This is a genomic window from Kineococcus sp. G2 (assembly GCF_037154035.1).
In the GTDB taxonomy this organism is placed as follows: domain Bacteria; phylum Actinomycetota; class Actinomycetes; order Actinomycetales; family Kineococcaceae; genus Kineococcus.
The window spans coordinates 1-16280 of record NZ_JBBBEM010000116.1 but is presented as its reverse complement, the minus strand read 5'-3'; the positions used below and the strand labels follow the sequence as shown (position 1 = coordinate 16280).

Sequence of the window (16280 nt, the reverse complement as noted above, 5' to 3'; positions counted from 1 at the left end):
CGTGGGTGGTTGCTGCCGTCCCTCCCCCATCGGCCGTCCGGGACGGCGCCTTGAGCCGTCCGGGTGAGGCACCGTCACAGCACGTGCATCCGCTCCACCGACCGCGGCGAGCGTGCTCCTCGCCGGACGGGTCGGCGCCAGGGACGACAGCGCCCCGTCCGACCGGGTGGTCGGACGGGGCGCTCGGTCGTGAGGCGGAACGGCGCGACGCTCAGGCCTGCGATCAGGCGGTGCGGGCGGCCACCGGCGTCGCGAAGGTGCCGAAGGCGGACAGCGCCAACCGGGAGCGGAAGTCGGACTGGGTGCCGACGGCGGCGTAGTACGCCTCCTTGCGCTTGACCGCGGGGGCCGAGCCGGTGGCCGGCCTGACCATCTCCGGCGCCAGGTGGGTGTTCATGCCGTCCCGCAGCAGCGCGAGCGCCTCGGCCCGCATCTGGGAGATGCGGGACTCGGTGACGCCCAGTTCCTCGGCGAGCTCCGCCATGGGGCGCTCGGCGATGAAGTAGCCCTCCACCACGATGCGCAGCCGCTCGGGCAGCGCGGCGATCGCGGAGCGCAGGTAGCCCAGGCGCTCGCGGTGCAGCAGCTCGGCCTCGGGGCCGGGGCTGTGGGTGGGCAGGTGGTCGTCGATGGAGCCGCCGTCCGCGGTGAAGCCCTGCATGGACAGCACCATCGCGCGCTGCGACTCGTCGCGGGTCTCGGTGAGCTCGCGCACCGACACGCCCAGCGCTGCGGCCAGCTCGACGGGGGTGGGGGTGCGGCCGAGCTGCGCGGTGAGCTGGTCCTCGGCGGCGCTGAGCTTGCGCGCGCGGGAGCGCACTCCGCGGGAGGCCCAGTCGGCACCGCGCAGGTCGTCCAGGATGGCGCCGCGGATGCGGGTGTTGGCGTACCGGGAGAACGGCACGCCCGTGGTGGGGTCGTAGCCGCGGGACGCCTGGAAGAGCGCCATGAGGCCCGCCGACGTCAGGTCGTCCCGGCTCACGTGCGACGGCAGCCGGCCGATGAACTCGCTGGTGATGTAGCCGACGATCGGCAGGTGCTTCTCGACGAGCTCGTCGCGCTGCGCGTCGGTGAGCTGCACGGGTGCGGTGGCGGCGTCTGCGGTCACACCCGTTGTCTCGGGACCGCCGCCTGTCACCTTGAGCGTCCACCGGGTGGATCCCGCCCGGCGTGGTGTTCCGTCCCCTCCCCCGGCACGGTCCACGCTCGGTGAGCACTCGTCGGCGAGCGGGTGAACCGTTGCCCGAACGGACCAGTCCTGTTCAGCGCGCAACGACGCCGCGCCGATGCTCTCTCCGCAGGCCGCACCGGCCCCGTCGGTGCGGCAGTGGACCGTGAGACAGGAGTGGACGCCGTGAAACCGCTGTACCGGGTGCTGCAGGACCTCGAGCACGCATCGCGCCGGGGCACCCTGACCCCCTCGTTCATCGACGAGTACGCCGAGAAGCACGGCGAGCGCATCAGCGCCCTCTACGCCCTGGCCGCGAAGAACTTCCTCACCGTCTCCCACGAGGAGGGCCGCAACGACCACGTGCTGCGGGATCCGAGCGAGCGGGTGCGGGGTGTGAACGCCGTCGTGGTGGCCTCCGCGATGGAGGACAACGCGCGCGAGATGAACCGGGAGCTGCGCCGGGCCCGCGAGGACGGCCGGCCCTACGCGCTGCGCAAGCCGGGGAAGAACGCCTTCTTCGTCAGGAAGCCCGGCAGCTGATCAGGCGCCCCACAAGGCGGAGTCGTCGAACGACGCCAGCCACTCCGTGTCCCCGGCCCCCTCGGCGTAGTGCCGGCCAGGGCCGAGGGCCAGGCGGGTGAGGGTACGGGCCTGCGGATCCACGATCCAGTAGTGCGGCACCTTCCACTGCGCGTACAGCTCCCGCTTGAGCAGGCGATCCGCCGAGCGGGTCGAGGGCGACTCGACCTCCACGGCCAGCAGCACGTCGGAGGGGTCGGCGTACACGCCCCCGTCCGCGAACGCCTCCTCGGCGACGACCACCACGTCGGGGATGAGCAGGCGGTCCGTGGCTGCCCGACGCAGCAGGTTGGCGCCGGGCAGCACGACCCATCCGACGGGCGCCAGGTCGGTGAGGCGGTACGCCAGCTGGCCGACGAGGCGCTGGTGTCGCAGGTCTCCCAGGGGTGTCACGTGCAGGCTCCCGTCCACCAGCTCCATGCGAGGACCGTTCTCGTCCTGCGGCAGGTCCTCCACGCGCAGCGGCAGGACCGATCCGATCGACACGCCCACGACGCCACCTCCTGCGCGCATGGTAGCGAGCGGGGCCTCGGCGGACCCCCTCTCCGCGCCTCAGCTCCCCGGGGCTCCTGCCGATGGGTGCGGCGAGGACGAGGAGCGCCACGACGGCGCCTCTGCCGCGCCGACGGGGCGCCGACGACGGGAAGGACACGCATGGGACTCGCCGAGGTCTCCGGCATCCTCTGGAAGGAGCGGGAGCTGCTGGAGCTGCTCCTGTTCAAGCTGGAGGAGGAGCAGCTCGTGCTGGCCAGCGGCCGCACGCGCTGGCTGGCGCACGCCACCCGTGAGGTCGAGTTCGTCATGGACCAGATCCGTTCCACGGAGGTGCTGCGCGCCGCGGAGGTCGACGCCGTCGCCGCCGAGCTGGGTCTGGAGCCCGGCCCCAGCCTCGGTGCGCTCGCCGGAGCCGCCCCCGAGCCGTGGGGGGAGCTGCTGCGCGGGCACCGCGACGCCTTCCTCACCATGACCACGGAGATCCAGAACCTGGCCGACGCCAACCGCGACCTGCTGACCTCCGGCGCCCGCGCGGTCCGCGAGGCGCTCCTCGGCCTCGACCCGGGGCTGGACACCTACACCGCGCAGGGCAAGAACGTGGCCGCCTCCACCGGGGGATCCCGTGCCCACTTCGTCGACGAAGCCCTCTGAGGCAGACCTTCCCAGACAGGACCGATGACATGAGCACCTTCTCCGGCCTCAACACCACCTCCAAGGCACTGGCCGCCGCCCAGCGGGCGATGGAGGTCACCGGCCAGAACATCGCCAACGCCAACACCGCCGGCTACACCCGTCAGCGCGTCGAGCTCAGCGCCGTGGGGACCCCCGAGACGGGCCTGAACGCCCGCCGCAACGTGCCCGGCGGCGGTGTCGACGTCATGGGCATCGACCGGGTCACCAACGTCTTCGTCGACGCCACGCGACGCCAGGACATCGCGCTGTCCGCCGAGGCGCAGGCGGCGAGCACGGTGTGGACGACGGTCGAGGGCAGCCTCGGCGAGCCGGGCTCGAACAGCCTGACCACGCGCCTGACGGACATGTACAAGTCGTGGGGCGACCTGTCCAACGCCCAGGGCTCCGACGCCGTCACCGCTGCGCGCGCCACCGTGATCGCACGCAGCCAGGCCGTGGCGGACACGCTCGGCACCGTCGACGGCCAGCTGCAGACGCAGTGGTTCGGCCTGAAGGACCAGGTCGGCTCCCTGGCGGAGGACGTCAACTCGGCAGCGACCCGCGTCGCCGAGCTGAACACCTCGATCCTCGCCGCGAACGTCCAGGGCGCTTCCCCCAACGAGCTCATGGACCAGCGGGACCGGCTCGTCACCCGCCTCGCGGAGCTGACCGGCGCGCACGTGGTCCAGCGTGACCACGGCGTGGTGGACGTCTACATCGGCAACTCGACCCTCGTGGCGGGGGCCATCGCCGAGACGTTCAGCGTCTCCAACGCCGGCGTGACGTTCCAGCAGGTGAAGGGCGGGCAGGGTCAGGAGCTGGGCGTTCAGATCGGCAAGACCGCCGTCGCACCGGCCTCCGGTCAGCTCAAGGCCCTGCTGGAGGGCGTCAACAGCACCGTCCCCGGCGTGGCGAACAAGCTCGACGAGGTCGCCACGACCATCGCCACCCAGGTCAACGCCCGCTACGCCGGCGGCACCTCCCCGTTCTTCTCCGCGACGCCCGCCGACCTCTCCCGCAGCGGTCCGGCGTCCAGCCTGAAGGTGCTCGTCACCGGCACCACCGATGCGGAGTTCCGCGACAGCACGGCGGGCACGGTCGACCGCGCCTCGGCGAAGGCCATCGCCAAGCTGCCCGAGACGGACGTCAGCCCGTCGAAGACCTGGCGCACCAGCGTCGTCGGCATCGCCAGCGCCTCCCAGGCCGCGGAGAGCCGCGCTGAGATGGCCGCTGACGTCGCGCTGAAGTCCGACGCGGCCCGCGAGTCGGTCTCCGGCGTCAGCATCGACGAGGAGATGACCAACCTCGTGGCCTTCCAGCACGCCTACGCCGCCGCCGCCCGAGTCTTCTCCGCGATCGACGAGGCGCTCGACGTCCTCATCAACCGCACCTGACGTCCCACGACCCGTCGTCGCTCCCGACGACCCACCGACCGGAGGAACCCCCGTGCTCACGTCCCGGATCTCCAGCCGCACGATCGCGGTGGGATCGCTGAACAACCTGCAGGCCAGCCAGGCCCGCAGCGCGAGGCTGCAGGAGCAGCTGTCCAGCGGCAACGCGCTCAGGAAGCCGTCCGACGACCCCGTCGCGACCAACGACGCCCTGCGGTACCGCACCGAGATCGGCGTCAACGAGCAGTACCAGCGCAACAACGCCGACGGTCAGGCCTGGTTGACCACCCAGGACACCGCTCTGCAGGACTCCGTGAACGTCGTCCAGCGCGTGCGGAACCTGGTGGTGCAGGGCGCGAACACCGGCGGCAACGACGCGCTCGCGCGCCGCGCGCTGGGCCTGGAGGTGGAGTCCCTCAGGGCGAACCTGCTGGCGTCGGCCAACACCGAGTACCTCGGCCGGGCGGTCTTCGCCGGCACCCGGGCCGTCGACACGGCGTTCGACGAGGCCGGCGCCTACCGGGGTGACGCGGGTGCGGTGACGCGCAGCGTGGCAGCTGGTGTCGAGGTGACGGTCAACGTCACCGGTGCCGACGCCTACGGCGACGTCTTCACGGTCCTCGACGACCTCGCCGCCACCCTCAAGGGCGAGGCGAGCACCAAGGAGGTCGGCGCCTTCCTCACCGACGTCGACGCCGGCCTGAAGCGGCTGACGGACTCCCTGGCGACCGTCGGTGCTCGGACCAACCAGCTGGAGGCCCTGCAGGACACCTCCACCGCACGCCTGGACCAGCTCAACGAGACGCTGGTCTCGGCCGAGAAGATCGACATCGCCAAGACGCTGGTGGAGTTCAACCTGCAGCAGACGGCGTACCAGACGGCCCTGTCCGCGACCGCGCGCGTCATCCAGCCCACCCTGCTCGACTTCCTCCGCTGATCGCCCTCGGGAGTTCCTAGAGTGACCCTCATGACCGATGCGCCCGTGTCCGCCCCCACGATCGAGTTCGTGGCCCCCATCGCGGGCCTTGCGCCGCAGACCCGCTTCCAGCTCGTCCCCCTCGACGAGGACGGCACGCTGTTCTCGCTGCGCAGCGTGGACGAGGCTGGCCCGCGCCTGGTCGTCGTGGCCCCGGGCCGCTTCTTCCCGGGCTACGCGCCCGAGATCGACGACGAGACCGTCGCCGCCCTCGACCTGCGCGACGCCACGGAGGCGGCGGTGCTGTGCGTGGTGAACATCGGGGACGACCCGGCCACCGCGACGGTCAACCTGCTCGCGCCCGTGGTGATCAACCACCGCACGATGCGGGCGGCGCAGACGGTGCTCACCGGCACCGACCTGCCGCTGCGGGCGCCGCTGCGCCCCGCCGCCTGAGGTCACCGGTCCCGACGGGCCCCCGCCGCACCCCGCGGCGGGGGCCCGCTGCGTTCCCCACCCCTCCTCCCACGGTGATCAAGGAAGTGGCAACTTCCTTGATCACCGCAGGTGTGGGGTCGGGAGACGCGGCGGGAGGGCGCAGCGGGGCGGACGGGAGCGGGTGGGGCGGGCTGCGGGCGTCGGGGGCGGCTCGTAGGGTCGGGCCATGGACCTCGAGCGCCCCGTCGCACCGGACCCGTACTCGCTGCTGCCGAAGGTGCCGTCCTTCGAGCTGACGTCCACCGACGTCGCCGAGGGCGAGCCGATGGCCGAGGCGCACGCGAGCGGCAACACCTCCCCGCAGCTCGCCTGGTCCGGTTTCCCGGAGGGCACGAGGTCGTTCCTGCTGAACGTGTTCGACCCGGACGCCCCCACCCCGGCCGGGTTCTGGCACTGGACGGTGGTGGACCTGCCGGTCACCGTGACGAGCCTGCCCACCGGCGCCGGCGCGCAGCCCGCGCCCGAGGGGGCGACGGTGCTGCGCAACGACATGGGCACCGCCGACTACACCGGCGCCGCTCCCCCGCCCGGTGACCGCCCGCACCGCTACGTCTTCGCCGTGCACGCCCTGGACGTGGAGTCGCTGGGGCTGCCGGAGGGCGCCACCCCGACCGTCGCGGCGTTCATGAGCCTGGGTCACGTGCTGGCGCGCGCCACGCTCGCCCCCGTCTACTCGCGGTGAGCGCAGCCCCCGACGGGGCCCGGCACGTCGCCGGGACCCTGGACCTGCTGCCGGCCGCCGAGCACCCGGAGCTGCTGCCGGAGGCGGTCGCCGCGGCGCTGCCGGAGGGCTCGTGGGTGTGCGCGATCGACCCGGACGTGGCCGACACCGCCGCCCTGGTCGAGGCGGCCGGGGTGCCGCTGGAGGGGTCGGCGAACTGCGTGGTCGTGGCCGGCAAGCGCGCCGGCGAGGAGCGCGTCGCGGCGTGCGTGGTGCTGGCCACCACCCGCGCCGACGTCAACAGCGCCGTGAAGCGGGCCCTGGACGTGCGCAAGGCGTCGTTCCTGCCGACCGAGCGGGCCGTGGCCGAGTCCGGCATGGAGTTCGGCGGCATCACCCCCGTGGGGCTGCCCGACGGCTGGCGGATCCTCGTCGACCGCGCCGTGGCGGAGTCGCCCTGGGTGCTCATCGGTTCCGGGGTGCGCCGCTCCAAGCTCGTGGTGCGCGGCGCGGACGTCGCCGCGCTCCCGGGCGCCGAGGTCGCCGACATCGCCCTGCGGGAGTGAGCGCCGGTGCGGTGGTTCAGCGCGGGCGCGTCTGCCACAGCGCGACCGCGCTGGCCGCGGCGACGTTGAGGCTGTCCACCCGCTCGTCCATCGGGATGCGCACGGCCACGTCCGCGCCGGCGAGCGCCCGGCGGCTGAGCCCGTCGCCCTCGGTGCCCAGCAGCAGCGCGAGGCGCTGCGGCGCCCGGAACTCCCCCAGTTCCACGGCGTCGTCGGCCAGGGCGAGCGCCGCGACGGTGAACCCGTTGCGGCGCAGCATGTCCAGGTCACCGGGCCAGGTGGTGGCGCGCGCCCACGGCAGGTGCAGGACGGTGCCCATGGACACCCGCACGCTGCGCCGGTAGAGCGGGTCGGCGCAGCGGGGGCTGACGAGGACCCCGTCGACCCCGAACGCGGCGGCGGAGCGGAACAGGGCGCCGACGTTGGTGTGGTCGACGACGTCCTCCAGGACGAGGAGGCGGCGCGGGCCGGGGCCGAGCGCGGCCAGCAGGTCGGCGGTGGTGCGCTGCGGCGGGCGGTGCATCGAGGCGATGGCGCCGCGGTGCAGGTCCACGCCGGTCAGCCGCGCGAACGCCTCCACGGGGGCGACGAGGACGGGAGCGTCGGCGGGCAGGACGTCGGCGAGGTCGTCGGCGCGGGCGGGGCTGAGCAGGAAGGAGCGGGGCCGGTGCCCGGCGGCCAGGGCTCGGCGGACCACCTCGGCGCCCTCGGCGAGGAACAGGCCCTCGGCCGGTTCGCGGCGGGCGCGCAGCTGCACGTCCTTCAGGTGGGTGTAGTCGCGCAGCAGGTCCGCGAACTCCGGGTCGGTGAGGTCGTCGAGCTCGATCCGCGGCACGCCGGGACGCTACCCGAGCCCACCCCCGGCCCCCTCGGCGGTGACCGAGGAGGCCGCGCGGCCTCCTCGGTCACCGCAGGGACCACCGCAGGGGCGAGGCGTCAGAGGCGGAAGCGGCCCACCAGGGTGCGCAGCTGCTCCGTGACGCCGGAGACCTCGTCGGCGGCGGAGCGGGTGGAGACGACCGAGCGGTCGGTGGCGTCGGTGGCGGTCGAGACCCCGTCGATGCCGGCCCCGATGCGGTCGGCGCCGCCGGCGGCCTCGGCGATGGAGCGCGCCATCTCGCTCGTGGTGGCGGTCTGCTCCTCCACCGCCGAGGCGATGGTGGTCTGCAGGTCGTTGATGCGGGTGATGACCTCGGTGATCGAGGCGATCGCCGACACGGCGCCCGCGGTGTCGGACTGGATGCTCCCCACCCGGCGGGAGATGTCCTCGGTGGCGCGCGCGGTCTGCTGCGCCAGCTCCTTGACCTCTCCGGCCACGACGGCGAAGCCCTTGCCCATCTCTCCGGCCCGGGCGGCCTCGATGGTGGCGTTCAGCGCCAGCAGGTTCGTCTGCTCGGCGATCGCGGTGATCGCCTTGACCACGGCACCGATCTCCTGCGAGGACTCCCCGAGGCGGGCGACGGTGGCCGTGGTGGCCTCGGCGACGGAGACGGCGTGCGCCGCCACGCCGGTGGCCTCGGCGGCGGAGGCGGAGATCTCCCGGATGGCCGCACCCATCTCGTCCGACCCGGCGGCGACCGCCTGGAGGTTCGTGGTGACGGCGCTGATGTCGGCGCTGACGGCGCGGACCTCGGTGGCGGCGCGCTCCGAGGCCGCGCCGGACTCCGCGGAGGCGGCGGCGAGCTGCGCGGAGGTGCGGCCGAGGGTGTCGGCGCCGGAGGCGACCGAGGTGATCTCCGCGCGCAGGCGGGCGACGGCGTGGTCCAGGGCAGCGGCCGTCCGGCCGAGCTCGTCACCGCGGGTGATCCCGGTGGAGGCGGTCAGGTCGCCGGCGTCGAGGGACGCGGCGACGGCGGCGATGCGCGCGGTGTCCTGGCGGATGCGGCGCACCACCGCGGCGGTGACGGCGGCGCTGGCGGCCAGGCCGGCGAGGAGCAGGACCAGGGTGGTCAGGACGGTCCGCTCGGCGTGGTCGGTGCTGTCGGCGACGGCGGCGGCGACCGCGGCGGCCGCGCTCTCCTGCAGGGTCGCGATGTCGGCGTCGAAGGCCTGGTTGGCGGCGTCGTAGGCGCTCTGGGCCGCCTGCCGCGCACCGGGATCGGTGGCGCCCAGGATGAGGGGCCCCTGCTCGTCCATCACGGCGAGCTGCTCGGCGAGGTGGTCGGCGACCTCGGCGTCGGCACCGGTGGTCAGCTCGCCCAGCCGCTGGACGGCGGCGGCCCGCTGCGCGTCGGTGGCCTGCAGCGCCGGCGCGCTGGCCTGCCCGCCGGGCACGTACTGCACGACGAGCGCCAGCGCCGTGGCGCGGGTGCTGGTGAGGGCGACCTGCTCCGTCGCGGACTGCAGCGCCAGCGTCCGGTCCCGCAGGTCCCGCAGGTCCTCGGCCTGCTGGTGGCTGCTGGCGGCGCCGACCGCGCCCAGCGCGACGGCCACCAGGGCCAGGCAGCCGGCCGAGCCGACGATGCGCGTGGTCAGGGACGCGGTGCGGGGGGTGGGTCGTGCGCTCATGGGCTGTCGCTCTCCTCGTCGGCCGACGAGGCCCGACGGGACCCCGCCCCTCCCCATCGGCTGCGCGGGGCGGAGCTTGAGCGTCGGATCAGCGGCCGTCGCTGGCGAGCGCCGGGCGCGCGGCGGCGCGGGCACCGACGGTGCGCTCGGCGACGTCGAGGTCGAGGACCTCGTGCAGCAGCCCGGTGGTGGCCTCCGGCAGCGCGCGGTCCAGGTTCACGACGGGGCCGGGGTGGGCCAGCAGGAAGCCCTGCGCGGCGTCGCAGCCCATGCGCCGCAGGGTGCCGAGCTGCTCGGGGGTCTCCACGCCCTCGGCGATGACGCCGACGCCCATGCTGCGGGCCATGCCGATGATGCCGGCGACGACGGCCTCGTCCTGGCGGCGCTGGCCGAGGCCGGCGATGAAGTGCCGGTCCACCTTCACGTGGTCCACCGGCATGGTCTGCAGGTGCGACAGGGAGGAGACGCCGCGGCCGAAGTCGTCGACGCCGACGCGCACGCCCATCATGCGCAGCGCGTGCAGGGTGCTGAAGCCGGCGTTGGCGTCGGCGACGAGCAGCTCCTCGCTGACCTCGACGAGCAGGGCGTTGCCGGCGGCGCCGGGCGGCTGCTCGGCGGCGACGGCGTCCAGCAGCTGCCCGCCGGCGAGCTGGCGGGGGGAGACGTTGACGGAGACGGTGAAGCCGCAGTCCTCTCCCTCGCGGGCGTACCAGTCGCGCAGGGTGCGCCACGCCTCGCGCAGCACCCACTGGCCGATGGGGACGATGAGCCCGGTGCGCTCGGCCACGGGGATGAAGTCGCCGGGGTGCAGCAGGCCGCGGCGCGGGTGCTGCCAGCGCAGCAGGGCCTCCACGCCCTGCACGTGCCCGTCGGTGAGGTCCACGATCGGCTGGTAGTGCAGCCGCAGCTGGCCCTGCTCGACGGCGAGGGCGAGGTCCACCTCGGTCTGGGAGGCGTCCACGGCCTGCGCCTGCATGCGCTCGTCGAACAGCTCCGAGCGGGCCTTGCCGCCCTCCTTGGCGCGGTAGAGGGCGGCGTCGGCGCGGCGCAGCAGGCTGGAGGCGTCGGCCTCCTCGCGCGCGAGGGCGATGCCGACGCTGGGGGTGATGCTCAAGGACCGGTCGGGGCCGACGGTGACGGGCCGGTCGGCGATGGAGGACACGACGCGCTCGGCGATGCGGCTGGCGGTCAGGTCGTCGGCCAGGTCCTCGCACAGGACGGCGAACTCGTCGCCGCCGAAGCGGGCGACGGTGTCCTCCGGGCGCACGGCGGCGCGCAGCCGGTGGGCGACCTCGATGAGGACGGCGTCGCCGGCGGCGTGGCCGTGGGTGTCGTTGACGGCCTTGAAGCCGTCCAGGTCCAGGTAGAGCACGGCGCAGCCGCGCGTGCCGCGCCGGGCCAGGGCGTGCTGGAGGCGGTCGGTGAACAGCTGCCGGTTGCCGAGGTCCGTGAGGGGGTCGTGCAGCGCCTGGCGCAGGGCCGCCTCGAGCATGTCCTGGCGCTCGCGGCCTTCCTGGTCGACGCGCTGGGCGGACTGCACGGCCAGCATCAGGAGCAGCAGGGCGCTGACGGCACCGCCGGCGAGGGCGGCGAGCAGCGTGGCGAGGGTGGGGGGGCTGTCGAGGAGGCGCTGGACGAGGGCGACGACGCCGACGACGACGAGCGGGGAGGCCACGGCCCAGGGCACGACGCGGGCGCGCACGTCGTCACCCGCCTTGTGACGCGCGGACCACGGCCACTTCACCACGGCCTGCCCTCCCCTCCGCCGGCGCTGCACCGGTGCCGCTCGAGCGCCGGTGCGGCGCGGGGCCGCTCGCCGGCCACGTCGAAGCCTCGCGTGTCACTGCTGTCCGTGACAAGGGCACCACGCTACGGGAGGGGCGGCACCTCAGCAGCCCCAGGCGTCACCCGATCGGGTGCGTGTCGCCCGCTCCGACCGGCTCACCGCTCCGAGCAGCTGTCACGCGGCGCCGCGGCGCAGGTGACCCGGCACGACGACCCCGACCCCGACTCCGGGCCCGACCCCGGGACCGGCCTGCGCGGCGGCGCCCCGGGCGGCGTCTCCGGTGGGGGCGAGGGCCGTCTCGCGCAGGGTGCGGGCCAGCGCCGCCGCGCGGTGGGCGGCGCGCAGGGCGGCACCGGTGAGCAGCGCCCCGCCCGCCACGAGCGCGGCGGTGCCGGGTCCGGCGTGGGCGAACACCGCGAGGGAGGCGATCAGGCCGGCGGCGGGCACCGCGGTGGCGAGCGCGGGCTGCAGGTGCAGCACGCGCGGCGCGGCGGCCGCGGTCGGCACGGGTTGCGGGTCGAGGTGCGCTGCGCTCACGGGGGCCGTCCCTCCAGGCTCACGGGGCGTCACCCGGGAGCGGGGACGCCGTTCCAGTCTGGACCGGGCATCACGCACCGCTGTGTTGGTTGAACGCTGAGTCACCCGCGTGGCGCCCGCCACCCCCCGGACGGCCCACCCCGGGCGATCACCCGGCGGCGATCACCCGGCGGTGATCACCCGGCGGCGATCACCCGGCGGCGGTCGTCGGCGTCCCGGACGGTCAGCCGGGCCGCGTCGAGCGCCTCCAGCAGCGGCAGCGCCACCCGGCGCGACGTTCCCAGCGCCTTGCGGGCCTCGCTCGCGCTGAACGGCTGCGGCAGGGCGGCCAGCTCCCGCGCCGCCCGGCGCAGCGCCCCCGGCGCGAGCACGACCCCGTCGGCGACGCGCTCCAGGCGCCCGGCGCGCACCGCGGCGGCCAGCTCGCCGCGACCCAGGCCCAGCTCGCGCAGCCGCTCGGCGTCGGGCGCGGCGAACGGCCGGGCGGCGAGGTCGGCCACCACCGCCGCCACGGCCCGCTCCACCCGCGGCGGCAGCCGCTCCGCCGCCGCCCCGGCGACGACGCGGCCGTCGGCGACCCGCAGCGGCGGGCGCACCGCGGCCTGCACCAGGGCCCGGTCCGGCAGGGCCAGGGCGCGGCGGGCCTCCTCCAGCGGCAGGCCGGGTCGCAGCGGGGCGGCGGCGTCGTGCTCGGCCACCAGCACGGCCAGGCGCTCACCGGCCCGTTCCAGCAGCCCGGGCGCCACGTGCCAGTCCCCGGCCACCGGGGAGGTGCGCACGTCCACGCCCATCGCGCGCAGGTCGGCGCCGCGCACGACGCGGCGCCGGCGCAGCTCGGAGGCCTCGTCGGGCTCGCCGTGCAGCTCGCGCAGCTCGGCGGTGCGCGCGGCGGCCGCACCGCGCCGGCGCAGCGGCGGCGGGCGCACGTCCAGGACGAGCGCCGGGCCCAGGACGAGGTGGCGGGCGGGGTCGCGCAGCAGCAGCCGGTCGCCGAGCACCAGCGGCAGCGGGGCGGCCAGCCGCAGCCGCACCAGCGCGTCACCGCCGTCGACGCCCAGGGGGCGGGGCCGGGCGGGCACCGCCGCGGAACCGGCGTGCACGACGAGCTGGGCGGGCAGCTCCGCCGCGCCGCGGCAGCGCACGTCGAGCACGTCGGTGCGCACCGACCACCCGGGGGTGACCAGCGCGTCGCCGCGGGCGACGTCGGCGCGGTCCAGCCCGCGCAGGTTCACGGCCACGCGCGCCACCCCGCTCGCGGCCGCCACGTCGCGCTCCAGGCTCTGCAGGCCGCGCACCCGCGCACCGCGCACGCCGGTGGCGGTGACCAGGTCCAGCTCGTCGCCGCCGCGCAGCGTGCCGGCGCCGAGGGTGCCGGTGACGACCGTGCCGGCGCCGCGCACCGTGAACGCGCGGTCCACCCACAGGCGCACCGGCCCGTCCGCGCGCGGGGCGGGCACACCCGCCAGCACCTGCGCCAGGGCGCGGCGCACGTCGTCCAGGCCGGCACCGGTGACGACGCTGCACGCCACCGCGGGCACCCCGGCCAGGGTGGTGCCGGCGAGCTCGGCGCGGGCGGCGGCCGTCGCGGCGGCCGGGTCGGCGAGGTCGGCGCGGGTGACCACGAGCAGGCCGTGCCGCACACCGAGGGCGTCCAGGGCGGCCAGGTGCTCCGCGGACTGCGGCATCCACCCGCCGTCGGCGGCCACCACGAGCACCGCCACCGGCACCGGGCCCACGCCGGCCAGCATCGTCGGCACGAAGGAGGCGTGCCCGGGCACGTCGACGAACGCGACCGTGCCGGCGCCGGGCAGGTCGGCCCACGCGAAACCGAGGTCGATGGTCAGGCCGCGGCGCTTCTCCTCCGCGAGCCGGTCCGGGTCCGTGCCGGTCAGGGCCCGCACGAGGCTGGACTTGCCGTGGTCGACGTGCCCGGCGGTGGCGACGACGTGCACCTCAGGCCCCCGCCCCGGCGACGCGCAGCACGGCGGCGGCGACCTCGGCGTCCGCGGCGGCGGGCACGCAGCGCAGGTCCAGCAGCAGCCGGCCGCGCTCCAGGCGGCCCACCACGGGCGGCTGCCCCAGCCGCAGCGGCAGCGCGAGCGCCTCCTCCAGCGCGACGGCCGCCGACGGCAGCTCCACGCCGGGTGCCCCGCCGCCGCCGACGACGGCCGCGGCGTCGACGACGTCCGCGGTCACCCCGTGCCCGCGCAGCGCCCCGGCCAGCGCCGCGCACCGCTCGCGCAGGACGGCGGGGTCGGCGCGCAGGGCCTCGCGCGTGGGGTTGGCGGCGGTGCGCACGGTGGCCTCCAGCGCGGCGAGGGTCAGCTTGTCCACGCGCAGGGCCCGCGCCAGGGGGTGCCGGCGCAGCCGCTCGACGAGGTCGGCGCGCCCCAGCAGCAGCCCGGCCTGCGGGCCGCCGAGGAGCTTGTCGCCGCTGGCGGTGACGAGGTCGGCGCCGGCGGTCAGCGACGTGGTGGCGTCCGGCTCGTCGGGCAGCAGCGGCTCCGGGTGCAGCAGGCCGGAACCGATGTCGGCGACGACGGGCACGCCCAGGCCCGTGAGCTCACCGGCCCCGACGCCGGAGGTGAACCCGGTGACGACGAAGTTGGACGGGTGGACCTTCAGGACCATCCCCGTGCCCGGCCCGACGGCGGCGGCGTAGTCGGCGAGGGTGGTGCGGTTGGTGGTGCCGACCTCGCGCAGCCGCGCCCCGGTGGACACCAGCAGGTCCGGCAGCCGGAACCCGTCGCCGATCTCGACCATCTCGCCGCGGCTGACGACCACCTCGCGGCCGGCGGCGAGCGCGGTGGCGGCCAGCACGAGGGCGGCGGCGCCGTTGTTGACGACGTGCACGTCCCCGGCGGCGGGCACCGCCTCGCGCAGCGCCGCCAGCGCGCCGCGCCCGCGGCGGGCGCGGCGGCCGGTGGCCAGGTCCAGCTCCACGTCCGTGGCGCCGGAGGCGGTGACCACGGCGTCGACGGCCTCGGGGGCGAGCTGGGCGCGGCCGAGGTTGGTGTGCAGGACGGTGCCGGTGCAGTTCAGGACCCGGCGCACCGCGGAGGGCGCGGGCAGGGCGGCCAGCACGGCGGGCACCACGTCCGCGGCGGCGACGTCACCGGTGCGCACCCGGTCCTGCACCTCGCGCACGACGGCCTTGACGGTGTCGCGCCCGCGCGCGGCGATCGCGCCGGACAGCTCGGGCGCGGCCAGGACGGCGTCGGTGCGGGGCACGGCGCGGCGCGGGTCGTCCGGGGCGCGGGAGTCGGAGGGGACGGCTGGCACGGTCGCCGAACCTACCCCCGGCCCCGGACGGGCGCCGGTGCAGCACGCGCGCTGGCGGAGGCGGATGGGAATCGAACCCACCTGACCGAGGTGCTCGGTCACGTCGGTGTTGAAGACCGCGGGGGCCACCAGGCACCCGTACGCCTCCCTCGCTCAGCGTGCGGGGGCCAGCCTGCCACACGCGCGGCGCGGGCCTACGGTGAGCGCCGTGACGACCACGGACCCCACGGCCACGGTGCGCCTGACGCAGTACGCGCACGGGGGCGGCTGCGCGTGCAAGATCCCCCCCGGGGAGCTGGAGGAGATGGTGGCGGGCCTGGCCCCACCGGCGGGTGACGACCTGCTCGTGGGCGTGGGGGACGACGCGGCGGTGGTGCGGGTGCGCGGGGGGCTGGCCGTCATCGCGACGGCGGACTTCTTCACCCCCGTCGTCGACGACGCCTACGCGTTCGGGCGGATCGCCGCCACGAACGCGCTCTCGGACGTGTACGCGATGGGCGGGGTGCCGCTGGTGGCGGTGAACCTGCTGGGCTGGCCGCGCGACGTGCTGCCGGTGGAGCTGGCGCGCGAGGTGCTGCGCGGCGGGGCCGACGCGGCCGCCGACGCCGGCTGCCACCTGGGCGGCGGGCACAGCATCGATGACCCGGAGCCGAAGTACGGCATGGCCGTGACCGGCACCGGCGACCCGGAGCGGCTGCTGCGCGGTGACGCGGCCGAGCCGGGCACCCCGATCACGCTGACGAAGCCGCTGGGCCTGGGCGTGCTGAACAACCGGCACAAGCGCACCGGGGAGGTGTTCGAGGAGGCGATCGCGGTGATGACGACGCTGAACGCGGCCGCGTCGGCGGCGGCGCTGGCGGCGGGGGCGCGCTGCGCCACCGACGTGACCGGTTTCGGGCTGCTGGGGCACCTGCACGAGGTCGCCCGCGCCAGCGGCGTCACCGCGGTCGTGGACGCCGCCGCGGTGCCGTACGTGGGGGGTGCGCGGGAGTCGCTGGCGGCCGGGTTCGTGCCCGGCGGCAGCCGCCGGAACCTGGACTGGGTGCGCCCGACGCTGGACGCGGCCGGCGTGGACGAGGACGAGCTGGTGCTGCTGGCGGACGCGCAGACCTCCGGCGGCCTGCTGGTGGCGGGTGAGGTGCCCGGCTACCCGGTCGTCGGCGAGTTCAGGGCCGCCCGCGGCGGCGTCACGGTCGCCGTCCGCTGATCACCACCACC

At 75.9% G+C, this 16280-nt stretch carries 16 protein-coding genes and 1 tRNA gene; 8 read left to right on the top strand and 9 right to left on the bottom strand.

Annotated elements, in window-relative coordinates; translation table 11 throughout:
* Window positions 1-223 precede the first annotated feature (223 nt).
* A complete protein-coding gene (locus V9U69_RS16530; protein WP_337062952.1) occupies window positions 224-1108 on the bottom strand; it encodes a sigma-70 family RNA polymerase sigma factor in 885 nt (294 codons plus the stop codon).
* A 246-nt stretch (window positions 1109-1354) separates the two neighbouring features.
* On the opposite strand from V9U69_RS16530, the gene V9U69_RS16525 reads away from it, so the two are divergent.
* Window positions 1355-1711 (top strand): hypothetical protein, encoded by a 357-nt coding sequence (locus V9U69_RS16525; RefSeq protein WP_337062951.1) that lies wholly within the window; start codon window positions 1355-1357, stop codon window positions 1709-1711.
* Here V9U69_RS16525 and V9U69_RS16520 read toward each other — a convergent pair whose 3' ends face one another.
* Complete coding sequence (locus V9U69_RS16520) at window positions 1712-2236, bottom strand: Uma2 family endonuclease (protein ID WP_337062950.1); 525 nt, start codon at window positions 2234-2236, stop codon at window positions 1712-1714. It abuts the gene before it with no gap.
* Between the two features lie 168 nt (window positions 2237-2404).
* Here V9U69_RS16520 and flgN point away from each other — a divergent pair, with 168 nt between their 5' ends.
* The 6 genes from flgN to V9U69_RS16490 all read left to right on the top strand — a co-directional run bounded on the left by flgN (window position 2405) and on the right by V9U69_RS16490 (window position 6949).
* Window positions 2405-2896: a flagellar export chaperone FlgN gene (gene flgN / locus V9U69_RS16515; RefSeq protein WP_337062949.1), complete on the top strand. Its 492-nt coding sequence runs from the start codon at window positions 2405-2407 to the stop codon at window positions 2894-2896.
* 29 nt (window positions 2897-2925) lie between these two features.
* Complete coding sequence (flgK, locus tag V9U69_RS16510) at window positions 2926-4311, top strand: flagellar hook-associated protein FlgK (protein ID WP_337062948.1); 1386 nt, start codon at window positions 2926-2928, stop codon at window positions 4309-4311.
* 52 nt (window positions 4312-4363) lie between these two features.
* On the top strand, window positions 4364-5245 hold the full coding sequence (gene flgL / locus V9U69_RS16505) for a flagellar hook-associated protein FlgL (RefSeq protein WP_337062947.1): 882 nt from the start codon (window positions 4364-4366) through the stop codon (window positions 5243-5245).
* A 30-nt stretch (window positions 5246-5275) separates the two neighbouring features.
* The gene (gene fliW, locus V9U69_RS16500) at window positions 5276-5680 is read left to right on the top strand and encodes a flagellar assembly protein FliW (protein WP_337062946.1); all 405 of its coding nucleotides are present in this window, start codon (window positions 5276-5278) and stop codon (window positions 5678-5680) included.
* Window positions 5681-5888: 208 nt separating this feature from the next.
* Window positions 5889-6404, top strand: coding sequence for a YbhB/YbcL family Raf kinase inhibitor-like protein (locus tag V9U69_RS16495; protein WP_337062945.1), 516 nt, complete (start codon window positions 5889-5891; stop codon window positions 6402-6404).
* Window positions 6401-6949, top strand: coding sequence for a YbaK/EbsC family protein (locus tag V9U69_RS16490; RefSeq protein ID WP_337062944.1), 549 nt, complete (start codon window positions 6401-6403; stop codon window positions 6947-6949). Before V9U69_RS16495 ends, V9U69_RS16490 begins: the two co-directional genes overlap by 4 nt.
* 16 nt (window positions 6950-6965) lie before the next feature.
* Here the strand turns inward: V9U69_RS16490 and V9U69_RS16485 are convergent, their stop codons facing one another.
* The 7 genes from V9U69_RS16485 to V9U69_RS16455 form a co-directional block, all read right to left on the bottom strand.
* Window positions 6966-7784, bottom strand: a complete 819-nt coding sequence (locus V9U69_RS16485; RefSeq protein WP_337062943.1) for a TrmH family RNA methyltransferase — start codon at window positions 7782-7784, stop codon at window positions 6966-6968.
* A 101-nt stretch (window positions 7785-7885) separates the two neighbouring features.
* On the bottom strand, window positions 7886-9457 hold the full coding sequence (locus tag V9U69_RS16480; RefSeq protein WP_337062942.1) for a methyl-accepting chemotaxis protein: 1572 nt from the start codon (window positions 9455-9457) through the stop codon (window positions 7886-7888).
* Between the two features lie 88 nt (window positions 9458-9545).
* Complete coding sequence (locus tag V9U69_RS16475; protein WP_337062941.1) at window positions 9546-11204, bottom strand: putative bifunctional diguanylate cyclase/phosphodiesterase; 1659 nt, start codon at window positions 11202-11204, stop codon at window positions 9546-9548.
* A gap of 213 nt (window positions 11205-11417) precedes the next feature.
* Window positions 11418-11780 carry a hypothetical protein gene (locus tag V9U69_RS16470; protein ID WP_337062940.1) on the bottom strand — a complete coding sequence of 121 codons (363 nt, stop codon included), beginning with the start codon at window positions 11778-11780 and terminating at the stop codon, window positions 11418-11420.
* Between the two features lie 176 nt (window positions 11781-11956).
* Window positions 11957-13732: a SelB domain-containing protein gene (locus V9U69_RS16465; RefSeq protein WP_337062939.1), complete on the bottom strand. Its 1776-nt coding sequence runs from the start codon at window positions 13730-13732 to the stop codon at window positions 11957-11959.
* A gap of 1 nt (window position 13733) precedes the next feature.
* Window positions 13734-15062: an L-seryl-tRNA(Sec) selenium transferase gene (selA, locus tag V9U69_RS16460; protein WP_337062938.1), complete on the bottom strand. Its 1329-nt coding sequence runs from the start codon at window positions 15060-15062 to the stop codon at window positions 13734-13736.
* 52 nt (window positions 15063-15114) lie between these two features.
* Window positions 15115-15210: transfer RNA gene (locus V9U69_RS16455), tRNA-Sec, on the bottom strand.
* Window positions 15211-15270: 60 nt separating this feature from the next.
* Between V9U69_RS16455 and selD the strand changes: the two genes are divergently transcribed.
* A complete protein-coding gene (selD, locus tag V9U69_RS16450) occupies window positions 15271-16269 on the top strand; it encodes a selenide, water dikinase SelD (protein WP_337062937.1) in 999 nt (332 codons plus the stop codon).
* Window positions 16270-16280 lie beyond the last annotated feature (11 nt).

Coding starts and splice junctions, on each gene's coding strand:
- flgN (WP_337062949.1), top strand. CDS start 2,405: ATGGGACTCGCCGAGGTCTCCGGCATCCTCTGGAAGGAGCGGGAGCTG.
- flgK (WP_337062948.1), top strand. CDS start 2,926: ATGAGCACCTTCTCCGGCCTCAACACCACCTCCAAGGCACTGGCCGCC.
- fliW (WP_337062946.1), top strand. CDS start 5,276: ATGACCGATGCGCCCGTGTCCGCCCCCACGATCGAGTTCGTGGCCCCC.
- V9U69_RS16495 (WP_337062945.1), top strand. CDS start 5,889: ATGGACCTCGAGCGCCCCGTCGCACCGGACCCGTACTCGCTGCTGCCG.
- V9U69_RS16480 (WP_337062942.1), bottom strand. CDS start 9,457: ATGAGCGCACGACCCACCCCCCGCACCGCGTCCCTGACCACGCGCATC.